Origin of the sequence: Duganella callida, assembly GCF_004614165.1 — a bacterium.
Taxonomy (GTDB): domain Bacteria; phylum Pseudomonadota; class Gammaproteobacteria; order Burkholderiales; family Burkholderiaceae_D; genus Rugamonas; species Rugamonas callida.
Genome location: NZ_SPVG01000034.1, coordinates 1 through 25,575, shown reverse-complemented (window position 1 = coordinate 25,575; position 25,575 = coordinate 1). Strand labels below are relative to the sequence as shown.

24 protein-coding genes and 1 rRNA gene are annotated in these 25,575 nt (G+C 61.8%); 10 read left to right on the top strand and 15 right to left on the bottom strand.

Annotated features, from left to right (window positions below; all coding sequences use genetic code 11):
- Positions 1 to 26: 26 nt before the first annotated feature.
- A complete protein-coding gene (locus tag E4L98_RS03770) occupies positions 27 to 3,281 on the top strand; it encodes a bifunctional diguanylate cyclase/phosphodiesterase (RefSeq protein WP_135200236.1) in 3,255 nt (1,084 codons plus the stop codon).
- Here the strand turns inward: E4L98_RS03770 and xth are convergent.
- Positions 3,278 to 4,042: an exodeoxyribonuclease III gene (gene xth / locus E4L98_RS03765; protein ID WP_135200235.1), complete on the bottom strand. Its 765-nt coding sequence runs from the start codon at positions 4,040 to 4,042 to the stop codon at positions 3,278 to 3,280. The two genes, E4L98_RS03770 and xth, sit on opposite strands and share 4 nt — an antisense overlap.
- A 398-nt stretch (positions 4,043 to 4,440) precedes the next feature.
- Here xth and E4L98_RS03760 point away from each other — a divergent pair, with 398 nt between their 5' ends.
- Both E4L98_RS03760 and E4L98_RS03755 read left to right on the top strand, forming a co-directional pair.
- Positions 4,441 to 4,845 carry a phiTE_015 family protein gene (locus E4L98_RS03760; RefSeq protein ID WP_135200234.1) on the top strand — a complete coding sequence of 135 codons (405 nt, stop codon included), beginning with the start codon at positions 4,441 to 4,443 and terminating at the stop codon, positions 4,843 to 4,845.
- Between the two features lie 106 nt (positions 4,846 to 4,951).
- Positions 4,952 to 5,395: a hypothetical protein gene (locus tag E4L98_RS03755; RefSeq protein ID WP_135200233.1), complete on the top strand. Its 444-nt coding sequence runs from the start codon at positions 4,952 to 4,954 to the stop codon at positions 5,393 to 5,395.
- 47 nt (positions 5,396 to 5,442) lie between these two features.
- Here E4L98_RS03755 and E4L98_RS03750 read toward each other — a convergent pair whose 3' ends face one another.
- Positions 5,443 to 6,939 (bottom strand): leucyl aminopeptidase, encoded by a 1,497-nt coding sequence (locus tag E4L98_RS03750; RefSeq protein WP_135200232.1) that lies wholly within the window; start codon positions 6,937 to 6,939, stop codon positions 5,443 to 5,445.
- Positions 6,940 to 7,024: 85 nt separating this feature from the next.
- On the opposite strand from E4L98_RS03750, the gene lptF reads away from it, so the two are divergent.
- The 3 genes from lptF to E4L98_RS03735 are packed head-to-tail and all read left to right on the top strand — an operon-like array spanning position 7,025 to position 9,696.
- Positions 7,025 to 8,146, top strand: coding sequence for an LPS export ABC transporter permease LptF (gene lptF / locus E4L98_RS03745; RefSeq protein WP_135200231.1), 1,122 nt, complete (start codon positions 7,025 to 7,027; stop codon positions 8,144 to 8,146).
- A gap of 5 nt (positions 8,147 to 8,151) precedes the next feature.
- Positions 8,152 to 9,321, top strand: coding sequence for an LPS export ABC transporter permease LptG (gene lptG / locus E4L98_RS03740; RefSeq protein ID WP_135200230.1), 1,170 nt, complete (start codon positions 8,152 to 8,154; stop codon positions 9,319 to 9,321).
- Positions 9,322 to 9,696: a sirohydrochlorin chelatase gene (locus E4L98_RS03735; RefSeq protein WP_135200229.1), complete on the top strand. Its 375-nt coding sequence runs from the start codon at positions 9,322 to 9,324 to the stop codon at positions 9,694 to 9,696.
- A gap of 1 nt (position 9,697) precedes the next feature.
- On the opposite strand, the gene E4L98_RS03730 is transcribed toward E4L98_RS03735, so the two are convergent.
- The 10 genes from E4L98_RS03730 to E4L98_RS03685 all read right to left on the bottom strand — a co-directional run bounded on the left by E4L98_RS03730 (position 9,698) and on the right by E4L98_RS03685 (position 18,323).
- The gene (locus E4L98_RS03730; RefSeq protein ID WP_135200228.1) at positions 9,698 to 9,883 is read right to left on the bottom strand and encodes a hypothetical protein; all 186 of its coding nucleotides are present in this window, start codon (positions 9,881 to 9,883) and stop codon (positions 9,698 to 9,700) included.
- 200 nt (positions 9,884 to 10,083) lie between these two features.
- Positions 10,084 to 10,581 carry a hypothetical protein gene (locus E4L98_RS03725; protein WP_135200227.1) on the bottom strand — a complete coding sequence of 166 codons (498 nt, stop codon included), beginning with the start codon at positions 10,579 to 10,581 and terminating at the stop codon, positions 10,084 to 10,086.
- 113 nt (positions 10,582 to 10,694) lie between these two features.
- Positions 10,695 to 11,459 carry a glutaminyl-peptide cyclotransferase gene (locus tag E4L98_RS03720; RefSeq protein ID WP_135200226.1) on the bottom strand — a complete coding sequence of 255 codons (765 nt, stop codon included), beginning with the start codon at positions 11,457 to 11,459 and terminating at the stop codon, positions 10,695 to 10,697.
- A complete protein-coding gene (locus E4L98_RS03715; RefSeq protein WP_135200225.1) occupies positions 11,459 to 12,181 on the bottom strand; it encodes a hypothetical protein in 723 nt (240 codons plus the stop codon). The genes E4L98_RS03720 and E4L98_RS03715 overlap by 1 nt, the downstream gene beginning before the upstream one ends.
- Before the next feature lie 49 nt (positions 12,182 to 12,230).
- A complete protein-coding gene (gene cobA, locus E4L98_RS03710; protein WP_135200224.1) occupies positions 12,231 to 12,992 on the bottom strand; it encodes a uroporphyrinogen-III C-methyltransferase in 762 nt (253 codons plus the stop codon).
- Positions 12,993 to 13,053: 61 nt separating this feature from the next.
- A complete protein-coding gene (locus E4L98_RS03705) occupies positions 13,054 to 14,364 on the bottom strand; it encodes a sulfate adenylyltransferase subunit 1 (protein WP_135200223.1) in 1,311 nt (436 codons plus the stop codon).
- On the bottom strand, positions 14,364 to 15,293 hold the full coding sequence (gene cysD, locus E4L98_RS03700; RefSeq protein ID WP_135200222.1) for a sulfate adenylyltransferase subunit CysD: 930 nt from the start codon (positions 15,291 to 15,293) through the stop codon (positions 14,364 to 14,366). The genes E4L98_RS03705 and cysD overlap by 1 nt, the downstream gene beginning before the upstream one ends.
- A gap of 27 nt (positions 15,294 to 15,320) precedes the next feature.
- Positions 15,321 to 16,037, bottom strand: coding sequence for a phosphoadenylyl-sulfate reductase (locus tag E4L98_RS03695; RefSeq protein ID WP_135200221.1), 717 nt, complete (start codon positions 16,035 to 16,037; stop codon positions 15,321 to 15,323).
- A gap of 11 nt (positions 16,038 to 16,048) precedes the next feature.
- Positions 16,049 to 16,636: a DUF934 domain-containing protein gene (locus E4L98_RS03690; protein WP_135200220.1), complete on the bottom strand. Its 588-nt coding sequence runs from the start codon at positions 16,634 to 16,636 to the stop codon at positions 16,049 to 16,051.
- On the bottom strand, positions 16,629 to 18,323 hold the full coding sequence (locus tag E4L98_RS03685; RefSeq protein WP_135200219.1) for a nitrite/sulfite reductase: 1,695 nt from the start codon (positions 18,321 to 18,323) through the stop codon (positions 16,629 to 16,631). Before E4L98_RS03685 ends, E4L98_RS03690 begins: the two co-directional genes overlap by 8 nt.
- Positions 18,324 to 18,477: 154 nt before the next feature.
- Here E4L98_RS03685 and E4L98_RS03680 point away from each other — a divergent pair, with 154 nt between their 5' ends.
- From E4L98_RS03680 to E4L98_RS03670, 3 genes are all read left to right on the top strand, one after another.
- Positions 18,478 to 19,419: a CysB family HTH-type transcriptional regulator gene (locus tag E4L98_RS03680; protein WP_135200218.1), complete on the top strand. Its 942-nt coding sequence runs from the start codon at positions 18,478 to 18,480 to the stop codon at positions 19,417 to 19,419.
- Between the two features lie 13 nt (positions 19,420 to 19,432).
- The gene (locus E4L98_RS03675; protein ID WP_135200217.1) at positions 19,433 to 20,083 is read left to right on the top strand and encodes a class I SAM-dependent methyltransferase; all 651 of its coding nucleotides are present in this window, start codon (positions 19,433 to 19,435) and stop codon (positions 20,081 to 20,083) included.
- Between the two features lie 161 nt (positions 20,084 to 20,244).
- The gene (locus E4L98_RS03670; protein ID WP_371857190.1) at positions 20,245 to 21,330 is read left to right on the top strand and encodes a porin; all 1,086 of its coding nucleotides are present in this window, start codon (positions 20,245 to 20,247) and stop codon (positions 21,328 to 21,330) included.
- Here E4L98_RS03670 and E4L98_RS03665 read toward each other — a convergent pair.
- From E4L98_RS03665 to E4L98_RS03655, 3 genes are read right to left on the bottom strand one after another with little or no spacing between them, the layout of a single operon-like run.
- On the bottom strand, positions 21,327 to 22,472 hold the full coding sequence (locus tag E4L98_RS03665) for a PAS domain-containing sensor histidine kinase (protein WP_135200216.1): 1,146 nt from the start codon (positions 22,470 to 22,472) through the stop codon (positions 21,327 to 21,329). The two genes, E4L98_RS03670 and E4L98_RS03665, sit on opposite strands and share 4 nt — an antisense overlap.
- A gap of 49 nt (positions 22,473 to 22,521) precedes the next feature.
- Complete coding sequence (locus E4L98_RS03660; RefSeq protein WP_135200215.1) at positions 22,522 to 23,289, bottom strand: LytR/AlgR family response regulator transcription factor; 768 nt, start codon at positions 23,287 to 23,289, stop codon at positions 22,522 to 22,524.
- 59 nt (positions 23,290 to 23,348) lie between these two features.
- Complete coding sequence (locus E4L98_RS03655) at positions 23,349 to 24,710, bottom strand: sensor histidine kinase (protein WP_135200214.1); 1,362 nt, start codon at positions 24,708 to 24,710, stop codon at positions 23,349 to 23,351.
- Positions 24,711 to 25,125: 415 nt separating this feature from the next.
- Here E4L98_RS03655 and E4L98_RS03650 point away from each other — a divergent pair.
- Positions 25,126 to 25,575: ribosomal RNA gene (locus E4L98_RS03650) — 16S ribosomal RNA — on the top strand; the annotation flags it as partial.

Below are 25,575 nucleotides of genomic sequence, written 5' to 3'. Positions count from 1 at the left end.
GGATTGTGGTTTATCATCGGCCAACTATGCACCCTGGCTATCGTGAGTCGACCAACCCGGATTTCGTAGCCGACGCGCTGGCGCTGGTCGGCGTGCCTGCCTGCGCCTGCGGCGTCGGTGATGTAGTGCTGGCGGCGAACGCCGAATTGCGCGCCGCATTGGGTTTCGACCCGGCCGGCCGTCCGGTGGGGGATCTCTTTGCGCGCCACGTGCGCGGCGCCGCCATCGCCAACCTGCGCACGGCGGGACGCTGGGACAGTTGCCTGACCTGCGCCGGTGGCAGTTACCTGTCGGTACAGGTGTGGTCCAAGCCGCTGGCCGAAAGCGCCGGCATCGAAGGCGTGACCCTGGTCTTCAACGACATCACCGAAGTTCAGCGCGATCAGCGCGCGCTGCGCAAGACGCTGCTCGAACAGAAGGCCATCCTGGAAAATGCCGCCGTCGGCATCGCGTTCACCAAGTCCGGCGTCATCCAGGAGTGCAATATCCGCTGGGCCGAGATGCTGGGCTACGGCCGCCATGAGCTGGAGGGACATTCGAGCGTGGCCCTGTATCCGAGGAGCGAGGACCTGGCGGCACTGACGGCGGCGGCGACGCCGGTGCTGGCGCGCGGCGAGGCCTACATCACCGACCAGCAGCTGCGCCGCAAGGACGGTTCGCTGTTCTGGGCGCGCCTGTATGGACGCGCGGTCGATCCGTTGCATCCGGAAGAAGGCAACGTCTGGATTGCCGAAGACATCAACGAGCACCGGCTGGACGAGGAAAAGCTGCGCCGCATGCTGCTGGAGCAGAAGGCGATTCTGGACAATGCCTCGGTCGGGATTCTGTTCAGCCAGTCGCAGATCATGATGCGCTGTAACGCGCGCATGGCGGAAATGTTCGGCTTCGCACCGGGCGAGATGGAAGGGCAGCCGTCGGCGGTGGTATTCCCTTCGGCCGAGGCGTACGAAGCATTCGGCCGCGAGGCGGCGCCGCTGCTGAGCACCGGCCAGTCGTTCGAAAAGAAGGCTTATCAGTTCCGCCGCAAGGACGGCAGTCTTTTCTGGTGCCGCGTGCGCGCCCGCGCGGTAGATGCGGCCAGCCGCGCCGGCACCATCTGGATCCTCGAGGACGTGACCCACTCGCTGCAGACGCAGATGGAAGTCGAGGCCATCATGACCAACGCCTCGATGAGCATCCTGTTCACCAAGAACCGCCTGATCACGCGCTACAACCGCGGCTTCGCCGAGATGTTCGGCTACGACGAGACCTCCGGCCTGGGCCTGCCCGGCCGTGCGTTGTACACCTCGCAGGAGTCCTACGACAAGCTGGGCGCCGAGGCATTTCCATTCCTCTCCATCGGCAAGCCGTTCCAGACCGAGATCGAAATGGCGCGCAGCGATGGCAGCCGCCTGTGGGCACAGCTGATCGGCTACGTGGTCAATCCGGACGACCCGACCCAGGGCACGATCTGGGTGATCGAGGACCGCACCGAACAAAAGCGCGCCGAGGAAGCGCTGCGCAACGCGCTGCTGGAAAACCAGGCCATCCTGGACAGCGCGGTGCTGGGCATCTCGGTGGTGGAGAACGGCCGCAACCTGCGCTGCAACCGCAAAATGGAAGAACTGTTCGGTTACGGCCCCGGCGAGATGAATCAACTGAGCGTGCAGGCCTTCTACGCCGACAAGGATGCCTGGGAAAGCGCGCGCGCCAACACCCTGCGCGATTTCGCCGCGGGGCAGGTCAACGTTTCCGAGTATGAGCTGGTGCGCAAGGACGGCACGACCTTCTGGGCGCGGCTGTCGGGGCGCCTGTTCGATCTGGCCCAGGCCAACGGTCGCTCGGTGTGGCTGGTGGACGACATCACGCTGCGGCGGGAAGCCACCGAGGCGCTGGCCCGCTCGCGCGACGAGCTGGAACTGCGGGTGCAGGAGCGCACCGCCGAACTGGCCGGCGCCAATGCGCAGCTGCAGGGCGAGATCATCGAACGGCGCCAGGCCGAGGCGCGCGTGCATCACATGGCCTACCATGACAGCCTGACCGGTTTGCCCAACCGCGCGCTGCTGTCGGACCGGCTGGACCGCGCCATGCTGGCGGCCCAGCGCACCGAGCGCAAGCTGGCGGTGATGTTCATCGACCTCGATCGCTTCAAGACCATCAACGATTCGCTGGGCCACATGACCGGCGACCAGCTGCTGAAGGAGGTCGCCAGCCGCTTGTGCCGCGCGGTGCGCGCCAGCGACACGGTGGCGCGCCTGGGCGGCGACGAATTCGTGGTGCTGGTGCCGGGCATCCGCGGCAACGAGGAGGCCAGCCAGGTGGCCGAGAAGATCATCGAGGCGCTGTCCGACAGCTTTCCACTGGAGGGCCGCAACTTGCATATCACGCCGTCGATCGGCATCAGCGTGTATCCCGACGATGGCGCCAATGTGGAGACGCTGATGCGCAACGCCGACGGCGCCATGTACCACGCAAAAGCCAGCGGCAGGAACAACTACCAGTTCTTCAAGGAAGTGATGAACCAGACGGCGGCGCGTCACTTCGAACTGGAATCCAGTCTGCGCGGCGCGCTGGCGGCCAATGAATTCGAGCTGCATTTCCAGCCCATCATGGACATCGGCACGCGCCGCCTGCACGCGATGGAAGTGCTGCTGCGCTGGCGCCGCGGCGGCGGCGAACTGGTGACGCCGGACCAATTCATCCCCATCATCGAGGAAAACGGCATGATCGTGCCGATCGGCGAATGGGTGATACGCGCGGCCTGCCGGCAGATCATGCGCTGGCAGGGCCAGGGCCTGACGCCGGTGCCGCTGGCGGTCAACCTGTCGCCGCGCCAGTTCATGCACCGCGGCCTGCTGGAGGCGATCCGCGCCATCCTCGACGATACCGGAGTCGATCCGTCACTGATCGAATTCGAGATCACGGAAACCGCGCTGATGCAGCACGGCGAGCAGACGCTGGAAATCCTCGGCCACATCAACGCCATGGGCATCCGGCTGTCGATCGACGATTTCGGCACCGGCTATTCCTCGCTGGCCTATCTGAAGCGCTTCCCGGTCAAGAAGATCAAGATCGACCGCGCCTTCATCAAGGATCTGGAGCAGAGCGCGGAAGACCGCGCCATCGTGGCGGCGATCATCGCGCTGTCGGACAGCCTGCAGCTATCGGTAGTGGCGGAGGGCGTGGAGACGGAAGGGCAGTACGCCCTGCTGCAGCGCCATGGCTGCCAGTACGCGCAAGGCTATCTGTTCTCGCAGCCGGTGCCGCATTCCACGGCCCAGCTGCTGCTGCCGCGCTGCTAGGAGAACGTGGCGATCACGGGGGCGTGATCGGACGGCTGTTCCCATTTGCGCGGCGCGCGGTCGATCACGCAGCCGGTGCAGCGCTGGCGCAGCGCGTCGGACAGCAGGATGTGGTCGATGCGCAGGCCTTTGTTCAGGCGGAAGCCGAGATTGCGGTAATCCCACCAGCTGTACGACTTTTCCGGCTGCTCGAACAGGCGGAAGGAATCGACCAGACCGATTTCCAGCAAGCGCTGCAGCGCTTCCCGTTCCTTGGGGGAGACATGGACCATGCCGACCCAGGCGGCCGGATCGTGCACGTCGCGGTCTTCGGGCGCGATGTTGTAGTCGCCGACCACGGCCAGTTGCGGGTGCAGCGCGGCTTCCTCGCTGATCCATTCATGGAAGGCCGCCAGCCACGCCATCTTGTATTGATACTTGTCCGAGTCCACCGCCTGGCCGTTCGGCACGTAGGCGCAGACCACGCGCACGCCGTCGATGGTGGCGGCCAGGATGCGCTGTTGGGCGTCCTCGAATTTCGGATTGTTCTTGACGACGTCCGTAATTGGCAATTTTGATATAATGGCAACACCATTATAGGTTTTTTGGCCGGTGTAGGCGACCTGGTAACCGGCAGTTTCCAGCGCTGTAACTGGAAACTTGTCATCGGTTAATTTTGTTTCTTGGATGCATAGCACATCGGTGGGGTTTTCCTCTAGCCACTTCATAACGTGCGGCAGTCTTACGTTCAAAGAGTTAACATTCCAGGTGGCTAATTTCATAATCGCGTGCTTTCTTGACCCGACAAACTTGCATCTTACCGTATCCCGGTTGAACACATGCAATTAGCAAGTTGCAAAGTTGTATGAATGGACATGAAAAAGCCTTTCGCGGGAGGGCGGCAGCCTCTAAAATGTCGCAAAATGTGTGAAATCAAAAAAAGATTGCCAAGGTTGTCTCGTTGTTGTCAAAATAGAACGGAAAGGCAAGACAAAGTAAGCAAAATAGAAATATACTAGTGCAAATTAAGCGTATAACTTGTATTACCGCTTAGCAAGGTTAAACAGTGAGAACGTTTGTAGATTTATCTGTTGTGCATGCGCAATAAATGATACTATACGGAAATTACTCGTGGTTTTGATAGTGAATAGCGCGATAGCGCATTTGCAAAGGATGAAAAATGCGATCTGCATTTGAGGCATGGGCACAGCGTGATGGACATATCGTACGTCGCCGGGAAGATAAACCAGATGAGTATCTGGTTTTTGAAACGCAACGCCGCTGGGTAATCTGGCAGGCGGCGCTCGAGCACGGCAAGCCGCCGGGCGGGCGCAAGACCGCTGCACAGAAGGAAGCCGAGAAGAAGGCCGCCGCTGCCGTGCAGCGTCCGCCGGAAGTGACTGCCAGTGAAGCGGCCGTGCGCAACCAGGTACTGAATGAAGTGCTGGACGCCTTCTCGACGCTGGGCGGCGAGCGCGGCATGGAAGATATCCTGAAGGTCGTACAAGATCTGAAGCGCAAGCAGGGCGAAATGCCCGTCGAGGCGCCGGTTGTCGCCAAGACCCTGGACCGTCACAACGCCTGACCCGACCATAAGGCGTAAAGTGCAAGGCTTTATGCCACTTGATTGAGCGACTCAGTGCGCTCATGGGCTGTTACACTGGTCTGTATCTTGATCCTAGAGGCAGACCATGTATCTCCGCCCCGCTGCAGCGGCAGCCGCGCTGCTGGCCACGCTGGCCGGCTGCGCATCCCTGACTGAATCCACCGAACAAAGCGTGCTGGTGCAGACCGTGCTCGATCACCGCGAGATCGCCGGTGTCGGCTGCGTGCTGTACAACGATGTCGGCAAGTGGTTTGTGACCACGCCGGGCCGCGTCACGCTGCGCAAGAGCGCGGGGCCGCTGCGCATCGATTGCGCGCGCGAGGAAAAGGGCTGGGCTTACGAGAAGGTCGATTCCAAGGTCAACGCCAACCTGTGGGGCAATCTGGCGCTGACGGCCGGCGTGGGCTATTTCGTCGACAAGAATACCGGCGCCGGCTACGACTATCCGTCCACCTTGACGGTGGTGATGCATGCGGCGCAGGACAAGGAAGACGGGCCGCCGCCGCCGGCGGGCGTGACCCTGTTTTGAGTCGGCATGGTTTCCCGCGCGGGCGGGAAACCATGCCGGTTGCGCGCTTAGCCGGCGCGCTTGATCAGGAAGTTCGACAGCAGCGGCACCGGACGGCCGGTCGCGCCCTTGGCTGCGCCCGATTTCCAGGCGGTGCCGGCGATGTCCAGATGGGCCCAGGTGTACTTGCGGGTGAAGTTTTCCAGGAACGCCGCGGCGGTGCACGAGGCGCCGCCCGGGCTGCCGATGTTGGCCAGGTCGGCGAAGTTGGACTTCAGCTGCTCGTTGTATTCCTCGCCGATCGGCAGGCGCCACGCGGTGTCGCCGGCGGTTTTGCCGGCGGCCATGATCTCGTCGGCCAGCGCGTTGTGGACGTCGTCGTCGCGGGTGAACAGGCCGCTCTTGTGGTGGCCCAGGGCGACGATGCAGGCGCCGGTCAGGGTGGCGATGTCGATCACCGCAGCCGGGTTGAAGCGCTCGGCATAGGTCAGCGCGTCGCACAGGATCAAGCGGCCTTCGGCGTCGGTGTTCAGGATCTCGATGGTCAGGCCGTTCATCGAGGTGACGATGTCGCCCGGCTTGGTGGCGCGGCCCGACGGCATGTTCTCGCACGAGGCGATGATGCCGATCACGTTCAGCTTAAGGTTCATTTCGCCGATGGCGCGGAAGGTGCCCAGCACCGAAGCGGCGCCGCCCATGTCGTACTTCATCTCGTCCATGCCCGGACCCGGCTTCAGCGAAATGCCGCCGGTGTCGAAGGTGATGCCTTTACCGACCAGTACCACCGGCGCGTCCTTCGCCTTGCCGCCCATGTGCTTGATGACGATGAACTTCGGCGGCTGTTCGCTGCCGTTGGTGACCGACAGGAAGCTGTTCATTTTCAGCGCTTCCAGCTGCTTGCGGTCCAGTACTTCGACGTCGAACTTGAAGTCCTTGCCCAGCTGCTTGGCGACGTTGGCCAGGTGGGTAGGGGTGCAGACGTTGGCCGAGGTGTTGCCCAGTTCCTTGGTCAGGTCCATGCCGTTGGCGATCGCCACGGCCTGCGCCAGCGCCAGCTTGGTGGCGGCGTTGTTCGGCACGGCCAGGGCGATTTTCTTGACGCCGGCGGCGGCCGGGTCCTTCTTGCTCTTCTGCGCGTCGGTACGGAACACGGATTCGTGCGCGCCCTGCACCACGCAGCGGATCGCCCAGTTAACGTCGCGCTCTTTCACTTCGGTCAGCGGCAATGCGATAATAGCGTCGCTCGCGCCGATGGCGGTGAAGGCTTTCAGGGTGGCGGACACGCCGCTGGCGAAGCTTTTCTCGGACACGGTTTCGTCGCTGCCCAAGCCGACCAGCAGTACGCGTTCGGCGCTCGCGCCCTTCAGGCCGCGCAGCAGCAGGGTGGTGCCGGCCTTGCCAGTGATGTCGCCGGACTTGAGCGCAGCAGTGATTTCACCGGCGCCATCCAGCGCCTTGGCAGCTTGCGACAGCTTTTTGTTCTCGAAGACCGCGACGGCGATGACGCCGGCTTTGGCCGAGGTGATGGTGTTTTTTGTGTCGAATGCTTTTATGCTAAAGTCCATTTGATTCTCCGTGTCGTGTACGTACTTAAAACTTGTGGTCCCGCGTAGTGTATATGCGGGCCGAACTACCGAATTATAATCGTCAATGATCTTCCAACGCGCCCTACGACGGGAAATGGCCAGTGCCGCCGGGGCCACCTTTACCGTGTTGTTCAGCATCTGCGTGACCTGGACCCTGATCGCGGTCCTCGGCAAGGCCGCGGGTGGCAAGGTTGCCTCCAGTGACGTGATCGCGCTGATCGTCTTCGCGACGCTGAATTATCTGCCAACTATCCTGATCCTCACCAGCTTTATTTCGGTGCTGATGGTGGTCACGCGGACCTACCGCGATTCCGAGATGGTGGTGTGGTTTGCCTCCGGTCTGAGTCTGACCAGGTGGATAGGACCGGTTCTGACTTTCGGCCTGCCGATGGTGTTCCTGACCGCGGCGCTGAGCTTCATCGCCACCCCGTGGGCCAAGCTGAAAAGCTCGGAATACGTGGAGCGCTTTGAAAAGCGCGAGGACCTGCAGAAGGTCTCGCCCGGCCAGTTCAAGGAATCGGCCGCGGCCAACCGCATCTTCTTCGTCGAAGGCGTGGCCGGCAAGACCGCCGTGGTGCAGAACGTGTTCGTGAATTCGAACGATGAACATGGCACCGCCGTCATCGTCGCGCGCGAGGGCGTGATCAGCACCGGCCCCAAAGGCGAAAAATACCTGACGCTCAAGAATGGCCGCCGCTACCAGGGCATGCCCGGCCAGTCTGACTTCCAGACCATGGAGTTCGAAAGCTACAGCATGCGCGTCACCAACCACAATCAGGACCTGGAATCGGATCGCAATACCGACGCCATTCCGACCATGGACCTGCTGGGCGATGCCAGCGCGCTGGCGCGGGCCGAGCTGCTGTGGCGGATCGCATCGCCGCTGACCTGCCTGGTGCTGGTGCTGCTGGCGGTGCCGCTGGGCTTCGTCAATCCGCGCGCGGGCAGCTCGGCCAATCTGATCATCGCGCTGCTGATCTTCTTCAGCTATTCCAACTTCGTCAAACTGGTCGAGGCCAGCGTCAAGCAGGGCAAGTCGACGTTTGCGCTGTCGTGGTGGCCGCTGCACCTGGCCGCGGCGCTGCTGGTGTTCGGGCTGTTCGCCTGGCGCCTGAACCTGAACCACCGCTACCATCCGCTGGCCTTGATGGCGGCGTTTAAACGTACGCGCAACAAGAAAGACTGATCGCAATGAGAATCCTGCAACGCTATTTCGCAGTATCGATCCTGCAGGCGGTGGCTTTCGTGCTGGTGGCCTTCCTGGCGCTGCAAGCCTTCATGGACCTGACCGGCGAACTGCCGCAGGTGGGCAAGAACGGCTATGCGATCCAGTATGCTTTCCTCTACGTGCTGGTGCAACTGCCCGGCCACGTGTATGAGGTGATGCCGCTGGCGGCGCTGATCGGCACCATTTATACGATGGCGCAGTTCGCGGCGACGTCGGAATTCACCATCATGCGCGCTTCCAGCATGTCGACCGGCATGGTGGCGTGGATGCTGGCCAAGATCGGCATGGTGCTGGTGATTATCACCTTCATCTTCGGCGAACTGATTGCGCCGCGCACGGCGCCGATCGCCGAGAAGATCAAGCTGAGCGCGCGCGGCGCGGCGATTTCTTCGGAGTTCCGTTCCGGCCTGTGGACCAAGGATATCGTCAAGTCGGAAGGCATGACCGGCACGCCGGTGGGTTCGCGCTTCTTCAACGTGCGCGAGGTGCGCCCGGACGGCAAACTGATCGACGTCAAGCTGTACGAGTTCGATAACAGCTTCCGCATGCGCTCCATCACGCTGGCCAAGAGCGGCAGCTTCCAGGGCAATAACAAGTGGCAGCTGCAGGATGTGACCGAAAATATTTTCACCAATCCCGAGCTGCTGAAACCGGGCGCCGAAGCCAACCTGGCCAACAACTTCGCGCAGGCCACCAGCGCGATCGAGACCCGTCACAGCGCCACCAAGGAGCTGCTGTCGGAGATTACGCCGAAGATCCTGGCGGTGGCCGGCTCCGATCCGGAACGCATGTCGGCCAACGAACTGGCGGTGTACACCCGTCACCTCCAGGAGAACAAGCAGGAGACCGAGCGTTTCAAGATCGCCTTCTGGAAAAAGCTGTTCGATCCACTGGCGGTGTTCGTGCTGATGGCGATGGCGCTGCCGTTCGGTTATCTGCACACGCGCAGCGGTGGCGTGAGTCTGAAGATATTCGTCGGCATCATGATCGGCGTGAGTTTCCTGCTGGTGAATACGCTGTTCTCGCACCTTGGCATGCTGAGTACCTGGCCGGCCGTGCTGACCGCGATCGCGCCTAGTCTGCTGTTCCTGGCGCTGGCGCTATGGGCCTTGTGGTATGTGGAGAGACATTAGATGAGCAAGCAACGCGCCCTGATCCTGTTCGCCCACGGCGCCCGCGCCGCATCGTGGGCGGCGCCATTCGAACGGCTGCGCGATCTGACGCGGGCACGCGAGCCGTCGGTGCGCGTGGAACTGGCGTTTTTGGAGCTGATGTCGCCGCGCCTGCCGGAACTCATGGCGGCGCTGACCGCCGACGGCATCGATGACGTCACCGTGGTGCCGGTATTTCTGGGGCAGGGCGGCCACGTGCTGCGCGACCTGCCGCTGATGCTCGACGAGCTGCGCGCCACGTATCCGCAAACCAGCATCAAGGTGGTGGAGGCGGCCGGCGAAAACGCCGCCGTGCTCAACGCGCTGTCCGACTACTGCGTCAGCGCGCTGTCCTGATTCAGACCGGTTTTTTCTTCAGATAGCGGGATCTGGCCGCCACCGCGCCGTGACCGCGATTGGCTTTCTTGCGCCGCACGCCACGCAGCGCGCGCATCAAGCCGCGCGTGGCGGAAGTGAACAGCGGTGTGAGACATCTACCCGCGTGCAGCGCCTTGGCCGTCAGGGCCGAGAAATCCGGCAACACCGTCCGGCGCCCGCATTGCGGACAGCCGAAACACCAACGCTCGCGCACCCGTTCCGGGACGACATACAGGCGGTTGACCCGATAACCACAATATTTGCAAAGGCATTTATACATGGCTGCTGGACAGTGATGCGGCGAGAAGAAAAGCTTAGCAGCCCGGTGTGACAAGCGTTTGACATGTCAGGCCTTGTCTGAAGACCTTATCTGGGGCGTTCGGAGGGCAGCGCCTGGGTGGTGGACGATGCCTCTGTTATGGGCAGCGGCATTTGCAGGAAGATTTGGTTCTCCTTGGTCGTATCGTAGTCGAGGCCCAGCGCGTTCACCAGCGCCTTGGCGGCGGACAGCTCGTTGGCGAATTTCCAGTTGTTGTCGCGCTGCTTGCGATTTTCTATTTCGAGGCCGACATTTTCAAAGACGTTTTTTTCGGTTTTAAACCGTCGCACCATGTCTTTGGCGTTGCCGAACACCACCGGCACGGCGGGCGAGTTGTCGCCCATATTCGCAAAGAAGGCGGTGACGCCGGCTTTCAGGCGGGCCTCCGTTGCCGGGTCGATGGACGACGCCCGCGCCGGATCGCGCCACATCGACACCAGCAAAAACAGGGATATCGACATCAGCACCAGGCTGAGCGCCAGTTTCGGGTAGAAGTCCAGCGATGGGAGATCTACCAGCAGGATCTTCTTGATGGCCTCGTACATGACGTCCTCGCGGTCAGCTGCCGATACTTGAAGTGTAGCGCAAGAGCGGCAATCAGGAAGCAGCCGCATGGCCTAATGATCTACTGACGGAGCGATGTCGATCACGGCTGATCTTATTTGCGCGGCACAATCTTTACTTCATAAATCTTCGGCCACAGCTTGCCGGTCACGAACAGGCGCTTCTTCTCGGCGTCGTAGGCGATGCCGTTCATGACGTTTTCGCCGTTGGGACCTTTGCCGGCGTCGGGATAGAGCTTGCCGAAATCGATCCAGCCGACGATTTTGCCGCTGGCCGGGTCGATGCGGGCGATGGTGTTGGTGTGCCAGATGTTGGCGTAGATTTCGCCTTCCACCATCTCCAGCTCGTTCAACTGGTCGACGGCGATGCCGTCGGCAGTCACCTTGATGCGGCGCACTTCAAGAAAGGTCTTGGGATCGAGGAAGCGCAGGGTGGCGGTGCCGTCGCTCATGATCAGTTCCTTGCCGGTATGCGTCATGCCCCAGCCTTCGCCCGGATAGGCGAACTGGCTTTTCATCTCGAAGGTCTTGAGGTCGAACACGAAGCCGGTCTGGGTTTGCCAGGTCAGTCCGACCAGGGTGTCGCCCCAGTCGGTGATCCCTTCGCCAAAGTATTGCGGCGGGATGTCCTTGGTCTGCAGGACTTTGCCGCTGGCCAGGTCCACCTTGCGGATCGATGACTTGCCGTTCAAGCCGGTGCTCTCGTACAGCACGCCGTCGCGGTACAGCAGGCCCTCGGTGAAGGCCTGGGTGTCGTGCGGATAGCTGCGCACCACCTTGAAATCGTAAGTGGGAACGGCAGCCGGGGCGGCGAGGGGAAGCAGGGCGAGGAGGAGGGCTGGAGCGTAAGTCTTGTTCACTATGCGGGTACCGAATTTTGTAGTTCAACCATGGCGTCGAGCGTGGCGCCAGGGGCGTCCATCTCGGCCTGCACGCAGGCGCGCGCTTCCGGCGCCTGAACCAGCGAGACGGCCAGTTGGCGCGCGTTCGCTGCCGCAGCAGTATCGCCGCAGCCGTTCAGCAAGTCCAGTACCAAGGCGACTTCGGTGATGTAATTGAAGACGTCGGCCAGCAGTTCCGCCATGCCGTCGTGGGTTAGCACGTTGATGTGGCTCTTCAGCTCATTCAGTTCGGCGGCGGCATCGCGCAGGTGCTGCATGGGATCGGGCAGGTGGCGGCGCGCCAGGCTGAAGTCGCCGCAGGCCATCAGCGCCGGCAGGGCGATGCGCGCGCATTTCTGCGCCAGCGCATCCGGCAGGCGCTCGAACAGGTGATAAGTGTTCTGCAAGTCACCCAGCTTGTCGTTGATGACGCTGATGTCGTTGAACAGGTTGGCGTCGTCCGGCTTGGCCAGCAGCTGGGTGCTCAGGCGCTCGCGCAGCTCGACCAGGGCATGGCGCGCGGGCAGGTATTCTTCCGCCAGCCGCGCCCAGGCGGCCAGGATGTAGGAGAGGCGCAGCGGGGCGGTTTCAACGTGTTTGCCGGCCTCGTCGAACAGCCAGCTGTATTCCTTGAGCGCGGTCTCAAAATTGCCTTCGGCGTGGGTGCTCCAGGCCGCTTCCAGTCTTTGAACGATGTCCATTACAGCCTCTTATGGTCGGAATGGACATTCTAATACCGAAAAACGGAACTCAGGCGCGGAGTTGGGTGGCTATCGTGCCGCTAATCTCGGTATCGAAGCGCTGGTGCTCGCGCGAGCGCATCGCTTCGCCGATCATGACCAGCACCGGGCCGTGCGGCGTGCCCAGCCCCTGCGACAGCTGGGCAATGGTCATGCGGTGCACCATCTGGTCGGCGCGGCTGACGTTTTCGATCACCACCACCGGGGTGTCCGGCTGGTGGCCATGCCTGAGCAGGCGCTCGGCGGTGGCGATGGCCTCGCGCCCGCCCATGTACTGGATCAGGGTGTCGGTTTCGGGGATGGCGTCGTGGTCGGAGTGTTCCGGCGCGGTCGAGGAAGTGAAGAAGGCGACGCTGCGGGCGATGCCGCGCTTGGTCAGCGGCTGCTTGGTGGCAGCCGACGCCGCCAGGGCGGTGGTGACGCCGGGGACGACTTCGACCTCGATGCCCGCTTCTTCGAGCGCGCGCAGTTCTTCATCGGCGCGGCCGAAGATCATCGGGTCGCCGCCTTTCAGCCGCACCACCAGCGCTGCGCGCTGCGCGGCGTCGACCAGTTGCTGGTTGATGACCTGCTGGGCGACGGAGCGCTGGCCGCTGCGTTTGCCGACCGGGATTTTTTCGGCCTGCGGACAGAGTTCCAGCATCTCGGGCGTGACCAGGGCATCGTGCAGCACGATGTCGGCCTGCGCCAGCAGGCGTGCGCCGCGCAGGGTGATCAGGTCCTGGGCACCGGGACCGGCGCCGATCAGATAGACTTTGCCGAGGACTGGCATGGTGACTCTTCGGTTGGCTGCACCCTGTCATTCCGGCCCGCGCGGGAATGACAGGGTGGGGTTACTGGCTCAGACGGATCATACCAGCTGCCACGGTCTGGTGCGTCACTTCGTCGATCAGGATGAAGGCGCCGGTGGCGCGGATGTCGCTGTAGGCGTCGGCCGCCAGCGGCTGCTGCACCGTCAGCGCCACGGTGGCGATGTCGTTCAGCTTCAGACCTTCAGCGCTGTGACGCTGCTGCGTGTTGATGTCCAGCAGCGACTCGATGGCGGTGATCTTGGCCGCGGTCTGCCGGGTGCCGTGCTTGATCCAGTACTTGCGGCGCTGGTCCAGCGGCTCGTCCGACATCCAGCACACGTCCGCCTTCAGTTGCTTGAGTTGGGCGGCCGGCTGGTCCGCGCCGGACAACAGGTCGCCGCGCGAGATGTCCAGGTACTCGTTCAGCAGCAGCGTCACCGACTGGCCGGCTTCGGCCGACCGGTGCGAGCCCTCGAACGTCAGGATGTCTTTCACCGTGGCGCTCTGGCCCGATGGCTGCACCACCAGCTTGTCGCCCACCGATACCTTGCCGGCCTCGATACGGCCCATGTAGCCGCGGAAGTCGTTGGCTTCGTGACCGTTGTGGCGCGCCACCAGCTGCACCGGGAAGCGGAACGGCGCGTTGTGCGATTCGTCGTACACCGACAGGGATTCCAGCAGCTCGATCAGGGTCGGACCCTGATACCAGGCCAGCTTGTCGCTCTTTGCCACCACGTTGTCGCCGGTCAGGGCGGACAGCGGAATCGGCGTGATGTCCTTCAGGCCCAGGGTCGCGGCGAACTCGCCGTAGGCCTTGACGATGCGGTCGTAGATCTCCTGGCTGTAGTCCACCAGGTCCATCTTGTTGACGGCCACGATCACGTGTTCGATCTGCAGCAGATGGGCGATGGTCGAGTGGCGTTTGGTCTGGATCAGCAGGTCCACGCCGCCGTCTTCGCGCAACTTCACTTTCGAGACGTCGATCAGGATGATCACGGCATCGGCGGTCGAGGCGCCGGTCACCATGTTGCGGGTGTACTGCTCGTGGCCCGGCGTATCGGCGATGATGAACTTGCGCTTCGGTGTGGCGAAGTAGCGGTAGGCCACGTCGATGGTGATGCCCTGTTCGCGTTCGGCTTCCAGGCCGTCGGTCAGCAGCGACAGGTCGACGGTATCGCCGACGGTGCGCTTGTGCTTGGAGCGCGACATGGCGGCCAGCTGGTCGGCGAAGATACCCTTGCTGTCATACAGCAGGCGGCCGATCAGGGTGGACTTGCCGTCGTCGACGGAACCGGCGGTGATGAAGCGCAGCAGGCTGTGCTCAGTCAGATTGGTGTTCAGGGGTGCGTTCATCAGAAGTATCCTGCTTTTTTACGTTTTTCCATCGAGGCTTCGGAAGTCTGGTCGTCCATGCGGGTGGCGCCGCGCTCGGTCACTTCGGTGACGGCGGTTTCGGCGATGATCTGTTCCACCGTGTCGGCGTCCGAGGACACCGGGCAAGTGCACGAAATGTCGCCGACGGTACGGAAGCGCACCACCTGGGTTTCCACGGTTTCGCCCTCGCGTGCCGGGGTCAGGTCGGTCAGCGGCACCAGCAGGCCGTTGCGCGGGATGACCTGGCGCTCATGCGCGAAGTAGATCGACGGCAGTTCCAGCTTTTCGCGGGCGATGTATTGCCACACATCGAGCTCGGTCCAGTTCGAGATCGGGAACACGCGCATGTTTTCGCCGGGGTGGACGCGGGTGTTATACAGGTCCCACAATTCCGGGCGCTGCGACTTCGGGTCCCACTGGCCGAATTCGTCGCGGAACGAGAAGATGCGTTCCTTGGCGCGGGCTTTTTCCTCGTCGCGGCGGGCGCCGCCGATGCAGGCGTCGAAACCGTGTTCGGCGATGGTTTCCAGCAGCGTCACAGCCTGCGCGGCGTTGCGCGAGTCGGTCTGCGGATTACGCAGGCGCACCGTGCCTTTTTTGATCGAGTCTTCGACCGAGCCGACGATCAGGCGCTCGCCCAGTTCCGCCACGCGCTTGTCGCGGAAGGCGATCACTTCCGGGAAGTTGTGGCCGGTGTCCACGTGCACCAGCGGGAACGGGAATTTGCCGGGGCGGAAAGCCTTTTCGGCGATGCGCAGCAGGACCACCGAGTCCTTGCCGCCCGAGAACAGCAGGGCAGGGTTGCTGCATTCGGCCGCGACTTCGCGCATGATGTGGATCGCTTCCGATTCCAGAGCGTCGAGGTGGCGCGAGTTGACGTGCGCGTTTTGTTCAACTAAAGCGTTCATTGGACTATGCCTATCTTCTTGCGTGGCTCAAGCGGCCACGGATTTAATGCGTATCAGTTTGCCGTCGACCACGTGCAGGCCGCACTCTTTCGACTCCGGGTTCTCCCACCACCAGCGGCCGGCGCGGACGTCTTCGCCCGGCTGGATGGCACGGGTGCACGGTTCGCAGCCGATCGACGGATAACCCTGATCGTGCAGCGCGTTGTACGGCACGCCGTTTTCGCGGATGTAGGTCCAGACGTCCTCCTCCGACCAGTCGGCCAGCGGATTAAACTTGGTCATGAAGTGCGCCGGATCGTCTTCCTCCACCATCAGCGAGGTGCGGGTCGCCGCCTGCGCGCGGCGCTGGCCGGTGATCCAGGCCTTCTTGCCCAGCAGGGCGCGGCCCAGCGGCTCCACCTTGCGGATGCGGCAGCATTCCTTGCGCATCTCGACGCTGTCGTAGAAGGCATTCAGGCCGTTCTGCGCGACGTAGGCGTCCACCGCTTCGGCCTGCGGCTTGTAGACCGCGATCTCGTAGCCGTAGTGCTGCTTCACCTTGTCCAGCATGGCCAGCGTTTCCTTGTGCAGGCGGCCGGTCTCCAGCGAGAAGATGCCGATGTCCAGACCGGACTTCAGGATCATGTCGGTCAACACCATGTCTTCCGCCGCCAGTGACGAGGCGAAGACGGCCGGAGAAAATTCGCTGGCGATGCGGGACAGCGTGGCGCGCGTGTCCGCAATCAGCTTGCTCTGATCACTCATGGCTGCTCCCGTCAGATGCCGGCGCCGTCGTTGTTGACCACCGCCGGCGCGGGACGCGGATGGCGGCGGAACAGCGGCACTTTCTGATCGACCGATGCCTGGTAGGTTTCGGAGAAGTCGGACAAGCCTTTCAGCGCGTCGTGCACATCGCGGTCGGAACGCACGGCGAAGGCATCGAAGCCCACGCGCTGCATGGAGAACAGCTGATCGCGCAGCACGTCGCCGACGGCGCGCAGTTCGCCGGTCCAGCCCAGGCGGGTGCGCAGGTTGTAGGCGATCGAGTAGCCGCGGCCATCGGTGAACTTGGGGAAGTCGACGGCGATCAGCGGGAACTGGCCGAGCAGGTCTTTCAGCGTTTCCGGGCGTTCGTCGCTGGCGATCCAGACGGCGATCTCGCCGGCGGCGGTGCGCGCGGCCAGCAACTCGCGCTGCACCAGCCACAGGCTCAGTGGCACAATGAATTTGCCTTCGGGGACGGTCACGGTGGCCGGATCATGCGCCGGCGCGCCTTCGATTGGCTCGGCCAGGCGCAGCACCTGCCAATCGTCTTCCACCACTTGACGGCCCTTGATGATCAGGTTCTTCACTGCTTCAGACATATTCATCCTCTCCAACCAGGCGGCCACCCTTTTCGGCGATCGGCGTGGCGTACACAAATTCCTTGAACGGGGCGATACCGATGCGTGCCACGCATTCGGCAAACGATTCGCCCTCAAAGCGGTCGCGTAGGTAGACCTGCAACAGGCGGTCGATCACTTCCGGCATTTGCAGCGCGGAGAACGACGGGCCGATGATCTTGCCGATGGCCGCGTGGTTGCCCTGCGCGCCGCCGATCGACACCTGATACCATTCGCTGCCATCCTTGTCCACGCCCAGCACGCCGATGTTGCCGACGTGGTGGTGGCCGCAGGCGTTGATGCAGCCGGAGATATTCAGTTCGATCTCGCCGATGTCGTGCTGGTAGTCCAGGTTGTCGAAACGCTCGGCGATGGCGGCCGCGATCGGGATCGACTTGGCGTTGGCCAGCGAGCAGAAGTCGCCGCCCGGGCAGCAGATGATGTCGGTCAGCAGGCCGATGTTCGGCGTCGCCAGGCCGTGCGCCTTGGCTTCCTGCCATAGCGCGAACAGCTGCGATTGTTCGACGTCGGCCAGAATGATGTTCTGTTCGTGGGTGACGCGCAGTTCGCCGAAGCTGTAGCGGTCGGCCAGGTCGGCCATGAAGTCCATCTGCTCGGCGGTGGCGTCGCCCGGCGGCACGCCGGTCTTCTTCAGCGACAGGACCACGGCCGCGTAGCCCGGCACCTTGTGCGGCTTGACGTTGCGATTGACCCAGTTGGCGAAGGCCTTGTTGCCTGGCTGCGCTGCAACCACGTCGCTGTCATCCAGTTGCTTGTAGGCCGGCGGCTGGAAGAAGTCGATAATGCGCTGCATCTCTTGGGTGGTCAGGGTTTCCGGGCCATCTTTCAGGTCGGCCCATTCCGCTTCCACCTGGCGGGTGAATTCTTCCACGCCGATGGCTTTCAGCAGGATCTTGATGCGGGCCTTGTACTTGTTGTCGCGGCGGCCGTACTGGTTATACACGCGCATCACGGCTTCGGTATAGGTCAGCAGGTGCTGCCACGGCAGGAATTCGCGGATCACGCTGCCGATGATCGGCGTGCGGCCCATGCCGCCGCCGGCCATGAACTTGAAGCCGATTTCGCCGGCCTCGTTGCGCACCACGGTCAGGCCGATGTCGTGGATGGCGATGGCGGCGCGGTCCTCGACGGCGCCGTTGATGGCGACCTTGAACTTGCGCGGCAGGGCGATGAATTCGGGGTGAAAGGTCGACCACTGGCGCAGCACTTCGGCGTACGGGCGGGGGTCGATGATCTCGTCGGCGGCGACGCCGGCAAACGGGTCCGAGGTGGTGTTACGGATGCAGTTGCCCGAGGTCTGAATGGCGTGCATCTCCACCGAGGCCAGATCGGTCAGAATATCCGGTGTCTGTTCCAGCTCAACCCAGTTAAACTGGATGTTTTGGCGGGTGGTGAAGTGGCCATAGCCGCGGTCGTACTTGCGGGCGATATGGGCAAACATGCGCATTTGCTTGCTTGCTAACAGACCGTACGGGACGGCAATACGCAACATGTAGGCGTGGCGCTGCAGGTACAGGCCGTTTTGCAGGCGCAGCGGCAGAAATTCGGCTTCCGTCAGCTCATCGGCGAGGCGGCGACGTACCTGATCGCGGTACTGGGCAATGCGCTCGCGGACGATGAGATGGTCGTATTGGTCGTACTGATACATAGATATATTCTTCCTGGATAGTCGCTGAGTCCCCAAACTAGCGCTAATAGTAATAAACTTCGTCTTTATTCCATACGACTTAGTCTTTATTTGCTTATATAAGGATTGGGCATAAGCTAGGACGCTAATAATTTTAAGATGGGCCAGACCTGCAATGAACCTTCATCAACTGCGCTTTGTGCGCGAAGCAGTACGCCAGAACTACAATCTGACCGACGCCGCCAAGGCCCTGTTCACGTCCCAGCCAGGCGTGTCCAAGGCCATCATCGAGCTGGAGGAGGAGTTGGGCGTCGACATCTTCACCCGTCACGGCAAGCGCATCCGTGGTCTGACCGAGCCGGGACGGTTGGTGCTGCAGTCAGTGGAACTGATCATGCAGGAGATCGACAGTCTGAAACGCATCGGCAAGGAATACGCGGCCCAGGACAGCGGCAGCTTCACCATCGCTACCACCCACACCCAGGCGCGCTACACGCTGCCGAAAGTGGTGCAGGCGTTCATGCAGAAGTTTCCCAAGGTGAGATTGTCCTTATTGCAAGGTAATCCGCAGCAGATCGCCGAGATGGTGCAGCGCGACCAGGCCGACCTGGCGATCGCCACCGAATCGATCGCCGGCGTCTCCGGCCTGATCACCTTGCCATGTTATCAATGGGAGCACGTGGTGGTGGTGCCGCCCGACCACGCGCTGCTGCGCGCCAAACAGCCGACGCTGGAAGAAATTGCCGCGTTCCCCATCATCACGTACGATGGCGCCTTCGCCGGCCGCAGCAAGATCGATCACGCGTTTTCGCTGCGCGGCCTGAAGCTGGACGTGCTGCTGGAAGCCATCGATGCCGACGTGATCAAGACTTATGTCGAACTGGGCATGGGGATTGGTATCATAGCGGGCATGGCCTTCGACGCCGAGCGCGACAAGAACCTGCGCGCCATTCCTGTGGGCCACCTGTTCGGCATGAACGTGTCACGGGTGGCGGTCAAGCAGGGCGCCTATCTGCGCAGCTATATCTACACGTTCATGGAACTGCTGGCCCCCACGCTCAACCGCAAGTTGATCGAGCAGGCCATGAGCGGCGGAAAAGACAACTACGAACTATAAAGAAAGCATCAGCATGAATACCAATCAGTTGACTAAATATTACGCCGTCAACGCCGACAACTATGACCAGGTCTATGCGCGGGAAGAGCGCTTCGACGACCTGGACGATCTGCAGGAAATGGTCGCCGAGCTGTTCGACGGCCACAAGGTCTTGGAGCTGGGCTGCGGCACCGCCTACTGGACCGACCTGATTTCGGAAACCGCGGCATCGGTGTACGCCACCGACATCCTGCCGGAAATGATCGCACTGGCGGAAACCCGTGGCCTGGACGAGGACATCGTCACTTTCGGCGTGATGGACGCCTTCGCTCTGCCGGATGGCATGCAGGGCGAATACACGGCCGTCTTCATCGGCAACCTGTGGCGCCATGTGCGCCGCGAACAGCAGGAAAAATACCTGAAGAGCCTGCGCGCCAAACTGGGCAAGGACGTGCTGCTGGTGGTGCTGGACGAATCGGCCATCGAAGGCGAGACCGTGATCGCGCGGACCGATGCGGACGGCAACACCTATCAGTTCCTGACCGCCGATGACGGCGAGCGTTATGAAATCATGAACAATTATCTGACCGACAGCACGCTGCGCAAGCGCTTCGCCGATCATGCCAAACAGATCCGCATCGAGCGCCTGCAGCATTACTTCCTGCTCAGTTGCAGGCTGAAATAAGCCGTACTTTCATTAAAAGCCGCTTAATGCGGCTTTTTTTTCATTCTTGATGTTGATTTACAACAAATGATGTTTGTCACATTGTTGAAGTAATTGATAGGCATGATCTCGGCCGTGGAATAGAACAAGCCTTTCTTTCAACCTTAAGTAGAGAACATCAAGTGAAAAAACTTACTCTGGCAGCACTGATCATCGGCGGCTTCGCCGCACAAGCTCAAGCGCAATCGAACGTCACCATCTACGGTCTGGTGGATGCCGGTATCGTCAGCGAGCGCGGCGGTGCCGCCGGCAACATCACCAAAGTCACTAGCGGTATCGGCGGCCAGTCGCGTATCGGCTTCCGCGGCACCGAAGATCTGGGCAACGGCCTGTCGGCCATCTTCCAGCTGGAAACCGGCTTCAAGGCCGACGACGGTACCCTGGACAGCACCAACACCCTGTTCAACCGTCAGGCTTTCGTCGGTCTGAAAAGCAAGGACGCCGGTCAGCTGACCATCGGCCGTCAGTACACCCCGCTGTACCTGGCACAAAGCCAGGTGGCTGACCCGTTCGGCGCCGGCTACGCTGGCACCATCAAGAACCTGTTCCCGTCGGCTGGCGCCAACACCCGCGTGAGCAACGCCCTGGTGTACTCGACCCCGGTCATCGAAGGCTTCAGCGGCGACGCCCTGTACGCCCTGGGCGAGCAGGCCGGCAGCACCACCGCCGGCCGTCAATTCGGTCTGGGCCTGAACTATGCCCAGGGCCCGCTGAACGCGCGCCTGGTCTACAACAACAAGAACAATGACACCGCCGCCGTCGGCACCACCCCGGCCAAGATCCAGGACACCGGCCGCAACACCATGCTGGCGGTGAACTACGACTTCCAGGTGGTGAAGGCCTACTTCGCTTACAGCGCAGATAAAGGCGTGAACAGCGCCCAGCTGCCAAGCGCCAATGCCTTCGGCTACACCGTGGCGCCGAAGCCCAGCCTGGACAGCAACGACGTGCTGGTCGGCGCGCAGATCCCGGTCGGCGCCGGCACCATCATGGCGTCGTACATTCGCAAGAACGACAAGACCGTCAACAACCAGGATGCCGATCAGTGGGCCCTGGGCTACCTGTACAACCTGTCGAAGCGCACCGGCGTGTACCTGGCCTACGCCAAGATCAAGAACAAGAATGGCGCCGGCTACACCGTTGGTAACAACAACGAAGCTGGTAGCGGCGACAAGGCCTTCAACGCCGGTATCCGTCATTCGTTCTAATCGGTCTGCGGCAGCGGCAGGCGTATGACGATGCGCGTGCCGCCGTCGCTGACGATGGCGATATCGCCATGTAGCCCCCAGACGCGTTCGCGCATCCCGATCAGGCCGAAGGACGATGCCTTGTCCATGTCCTTTTCGGCGATGCCGCGGCCGTCATCATGTATGCGGACATGCAACACGTGGTCCTTGCGCCGCAGCGACAGCGCCACCTTGCGCGCCTCGGCGTGGCGGGCAATGTTGGTCAGCGCTTCCTGCACGATGCGGAAGATCGCTGTGCTGTAGGCATCGTCCAGTATCAATTCCTCTTCATTCGCATCCAGCGTGCAGGCGATGTTGTTGCGCGCGGTGAATTCATGACGCAGGCTCTGCAGCGCAAAATACAAGCCGCCCTCATCCAGCGCGCGCGGTCGCAGGTTGCTGGCGATGCGCCGCAGCGACGTAATGGCCGACATCAGTAAATCATCCATGCCGGCCTGTAGCTTGCGCGCGGCCGGGTCTTTGGCGGCATGCCGTTGCAGCAGCGCCAGGTCGCCGCGCAGGGTGGCCAGCAACTGGCCCAGGTCGTCGTGCAGCTCGCGCGCGATGTGCTTGCGTTCTTCCTCGCGGATGGTCTGCAGCGCGGCCGACAGCTCGCGCAGCTGCGAATACGATTGCTCCAGCTGTTCCTGCACTTGCTTGCGCTCGGTGATGTCGCGCAGGATGATGGTGTAGATGCGCCGTCCATCCTCGTCCAGCGTGGAGATCGAGCCTTCCAGCGGAAAATGCTGGCCCCCGGCCTTCAATCCCGTGACCGCGTAATCGCTGGTGCGCCGCCCCTTCATGCGCAGGCGGATGCCGGTGTCGCCGAAATAGTGGAACGTGTTGTGATTGTTCTGGCGCTGTTCGCGTGGAATATATTGCTGCAGCGGCGCGCCCTGCATCGCCTGCACGGTGGTGCCGAACATGGCGGCGGCGGCCGGATTGGCCTGCAGGATGATCTGGCGCTCGTTGGTGGAAATGATGGCGTCGCTCGCGTGGCGGATGATGCCGCCGCTGCGCTTGCTGGCGGCGGCCGAACGTGCGCAGTGCCAGCCCAGGCGCCAGGCCAGGCGCGCGGTCAGGGCCATGGCGGCCAGGGTCAGCAGGGAGGTAGTGCGGCTCATTGAGCCACACTAAATCAGCCGTATGGAAGGGCGTTGATGTGCCGCAGGCTTACATCTGCTTGAACAGATGCAGGAAGCTGCGGCTGACTTCCAGCTTTTCCGGACGGCCCTTGATCATTACCAGGTGGCGGCCGCGGATGTCGCGCGTCACGCCTTCGATGGCGTTGACGTTGACCAGCGTCGCGCGGTGGATCTGCCAGAACAGCGAGGGATCGAGTTCCTCGGCCAGGTCGCGCACCGGTTTGCGGATCAGCGCCTCATATTTTTCGGTCTGCACGCAGGTGTATTTTTCGTCCGAACGGAAGAACAGGATTTCCTCGACCGGAATCATGCGCAGGTCCTGGCCGATGCTGGCCTGGATCCATTGCAGGTGGGCCGGCTTGGGCGCGGCGATCTTCTCGGTCAGCTGTGCCAGCATGGTGGCGACGCTGGCGTTGATGTCGGCGCCGACGGCAGGCTTGTTCAGGCGGCCTTTGAGGCGCTCGACCGTGATCTGCAGGCGTTCCGGCTCGGGCGGTTTCAACACGTAGTCGATGGCGCCGCGCTCGAACGCCTCGATGGCGTAGGCGTCATAGGCGGTCACGAACACGATCTGGCTCTTGTTGCCGATGATGGCGGCCGCTTCCATGCCGGTCTTGCCAGGCATGCGGATGTCGAGGAAGGTGAAATCGGGCTTGAGCTCGTCGACCAGGTCGACGGCTTCGTCGCCATTCTTGGCCTCGCCGATAATCTCCAGCTCGGGCCAGACTTGTTCCAGGCGCATGCGCAATTGGTCGCGCATCAAACGTTCGTCATCGGCAATGATTGCAGTAGGCATCGTCTTGGGTGTGAAAATATTGGCTATTCAATCAATTATTCATCGAATCGCGGTAATAATCAATTGCTGTTGTTATTGGTGGTCTTGGCCAGCTGATACGGCACCTCGATGGTGACGATCACGCCACTGGGGCTGTTGGCGGCGATCAGCAGCTGGGCCTGGTCGCCGTGCAGTAGTTTCAGGCGTTCGCGGATGTTGGTCAGGCCCAGGCCGGTGCCGTCGCTTGGCTTGGCGCCGAAGCCGAGGCCGGTGTCGGCCACGGTGACGCGCAGCTTGTTGTGGGCAACGTCGGCGTGCACTTTCAAGGTGCCGCCCTCCGGCTTGCCTTCCAGGCCGTGCTTGATGGCGTTTTCCACCATCGATTGCAGCATCATGGGCGGGAAGGCGGCGGTGCGCAGGCCGTCGGGTACATCGAAAATCACCGTCAAACGCTCTTCCATGCGCATTTTCAGCAGATTCAGATAGGCCAGCACCATGTCGGCTTCGCGGCCGAGGTTGGTGGTCAGCGAGCTGTCGCGCATCTGCGGCAGCACCGCGCGCAGGTATTTGATCAGGCTGCGCTGCATGGCGGAGGCGCGCGGCGGGTCGGTCTCGATCAGGTGCTCGACCGAGGCCAGCGTGTTGAACAGGAAGTGTGGCTCGACCTGGGCTTGCATCATCTGCATCTTGGCTTCGCTGAGCTGGCGCTGCATGGATTCGCGCTCGGCGGCGGCGTTGGCGGTCTGCATTTCCGCTTCGGCGCGCGTTTTTTTGCTCATCAATACCTTGGTGCCGAACAGGGCCAATACCAGCAGCGTAATAAAGCTCTTGAACCAGGTGGATGCCTGGCCGTGATAGCGCGCGACTTTCTGCTCGGCGCGGTCGTCAACCGCCTCTTCAATGGCATTGGACAGTTCTTCGCCGATTTGCGGCGGCAGGTCGATGTGGACTTCCTCGCCCGGCAGCGAGGGCAGGGCCGGCACCGAGGCGGCGCCGGATTTGCCGGACTTGGATGGGGTTGCCGGGGTGGCTGGCGTCGCGGGAGTAGCCGGGTTAGCTGGGGTAGCTGGGGTAGCCGGAGTGGCCGGGGTTTCTGGCGCCTCTGCTGCTTCCGCCGGCTCGGCAGGCGCTTGCGTGTTGTCGTCCGTGCTCTTGCTGCGCGTTTTGCGCGGATTGAAGTGGATGCCGCTGTCGTCGATCAGGATGTTGGTGTCGCCTTTGCGCTTGTGCATACGGTCGCCGCGGTCGGCGTCTTCCTGTACCGGGCTGGAGGAGAACAACTCGTCCTGCAGGATAGAGCCGGCGATCAGCATCAGCACCGCAAACACCAGGAACTTCCACCACGAGAGCTGGGTCACCCAGATAGCGACCGTGTCGAATCCGCGGTGCAGCATGCCGCCGGCAGCTTTCAGGGTGTCTTGTGTTTTTGGCGTAGGGAACATGCGAGGCTTTCACTCATACTTAATTTGAGGCAAGTGTAACGAATCCATGCCTGCACGCGCCATGCGATTGCGACAGTCTGCACAAATTGGGGAGTGGGCGGCGAAGTTCAGGGAACTGCTTGCCAAACCTGGTTCGAGTTTGCTATAGTTCGGTCCCTCGCGAAACAACGCAGACGCTGAAAAGCGAAACGATGAAAAACGAGGGGTTGACGAGATAAATCAAGTGCTTCATAATCTCGCTTCTGTGCTGATGAACAAAACGCTTCTCAGCAAGCAACACGGATCTTTAAAAACATACAGTCGATAAATGTGGGCGTTTGATGCTGCAACAAAAAGCATTAAATGCTCAACAAGAAATACTGTCAGTATTTTGAGTAAGAGCGAACCTGGTCAGAAATGACCAAAAACAGAGATTAAACTAAAGAGTTTGATCCTGGCTCAGATTGAACGCTGGCGGCATGCCTTACACATGCAAGTCGAACGGCAGCGCGGACTTCGGTCTGGCGGCGAGTGGCGAACGGGTGAGTAATATATCGGAACGTACCCAGGAGTGGGGGATAACGTAGCGAAAGTTACGCTAATACCGCATACGTCCCAAGGGAGAAAGTGGGGGATCGCAAGACCTCATGCTCATGGAGCGGCCGATATCTGATTAGCTAGTTGGTGGGGTAAAAGCCTACCAAGGCGACGATCAGTAGCTGGTCTGAGAGGACGACCAGCCACACTGGAACTGAGACACGGTCCAGACTCCTACGGGAGGCAGCAGTGGGGAATTTTGGACAATGGGGGCAACCCTGATCCAGCAATGCCGCGTGAGTGAAGAAGGCCTTCGGGTTGTAAAGCTCTTTTGTCAGGGAAGAAAAGG

Coding starts and splice junctions, on each gene's coding strand:
- E4L98_RS03705 (WP_135200223.1), bottom strand. CDS start 14,364: ATGAACGCACCCCTGAACACCAATCTGACTGAGCACAGCCTGCTGCGC.
- lptF (WP_135200231.1), top strand. CDS start 7,025: ATGATCTTCCAACGCGCCCTACGACGGGAAATGGCCAGTGCCGCCGGG.
- E4L98_RS03655 (WP_135200214.1), bottom strand. CDS start 24,710: ATGTTCCCTACGCCAAAAACACAAGACACCCTGAAAGCTGCCGGCGGC.
- E4L98_RS03725 (WP_135200227.1), bottom strand. CDS start 10,581: ATGTACGAGGCCATCAAGAAGATCCTGCTGGTAGATCTCCCATCGCTG.
- E4L98_RS03665 (WP_135200216.1), bottom strand. CDS start 22,472: ATGAGCCGCACTACCTCCCTGCTGACCCTGGCCGCCATGGCCCTGACC.
- lptG (WP_135200230.1), top strand. CDS start 8,152: ATGAGAATCCTGCAACGCTATTTCGCAGTATCGATCCTGCAGGCGGTG.
- E4L98_RS03675 (WP_135200217.1), top strand. CDS start 19,433: ATGAATACCAATCAGTTGACTAAATATTACGCCGTCAACGCCGACAAC.
- cysD (WP_135200222.1), bottom strand. CDS start 15,293: ATGAACGCTTTAGTTGAACAAAACGCGCACGTCAACTCGCGCCACCTC.
- E4L98_RS03660 (WP_135200215.1), bottom strand. CDS start 23,289: ATGCCTACTGCAATCATTGCCGATGACGAACGTTTGATGCGCGACCAA.
- E4L98_RS03750 (WP_135200232.1), bottom strand. CDS start 6,939: ATGGACTTTAGCATAAAAGCATTCGACACAAAAAACACCATCACCTCG.
- cobA (WP_135200224.1), bottom strand. CDS start 12,992: ATGCCAGTCCTCGGCAAAGTCTATCTGATCGGCGCCGGTCCCGGTGCC.
- E4L98_RS03715 (WP_135200225.1), bottom strand. CDS start 12,181: ATGGACATCGTTCAAAGACTGGAAGCGGCCTGGAGCACCCACGCCGAA.
- xth (WP_135200235.1), bottom strand. CDS start 4,042: ATGAAATTAGCCACCTGGAATGTTAACTCTTTGAACGTAAGACTGCCG.
- E4L98_RS03690 (WP_135200220.1), bottom strand. CDS start 16,636: ATGTCTGAAGCAGTGAAGAACCTGATCATCAAGGGCCGTCAAGTGGTG.
- E4L98_RS03770 (WP_135200236.1), top strand. CDS start 27: ATGCACCCTGGCTATCGTGAGTCGACCAACCCGGATTTCGTAGCCGAC.
- E4L98_RS03685 (WP_135200219.1), bottom strand. CDS start 18,323: ATGTATCAGTACGACCAATACGACCATCTCATCGTCCGCGAGCGCATT.
- E4L98_RS03760 (WP_135200234.1), top strand. CDS start 4,441: ATGCGATCTGCATTTGAGGCATGGGCACAGCGTGATGGACATATCGTA.
- E4L98_RS03735 (WP_135200229.1), top strand. CDS start 9,322: ATGAGCAAGCAACGCGCCCTGATCCTGTTCGCCCACGGCGCCCGCGCC.
- E4L98_RS03695 (WP_135200221.1), bottom strand. CDS start 16,037: ATGAGTGATCAGAGCAAGCTGATTGCGGACACGCGCGCCACGCTGTCC.
- E4L98_RS03680 (WP_135200218.1), top strand. CDS start 18,478: ATGAACCTTCATCAACTGCGCTTTGTGCGCGAAGCAGTACGCCAGAAC.
- E4L98_RS03755 (WP_135200233.1), top strand. CDS start 4,952: ATGTATCTCCGCCCCGCTGCAGCGGCAGCCGCGCTGCTGGCCACGCTG.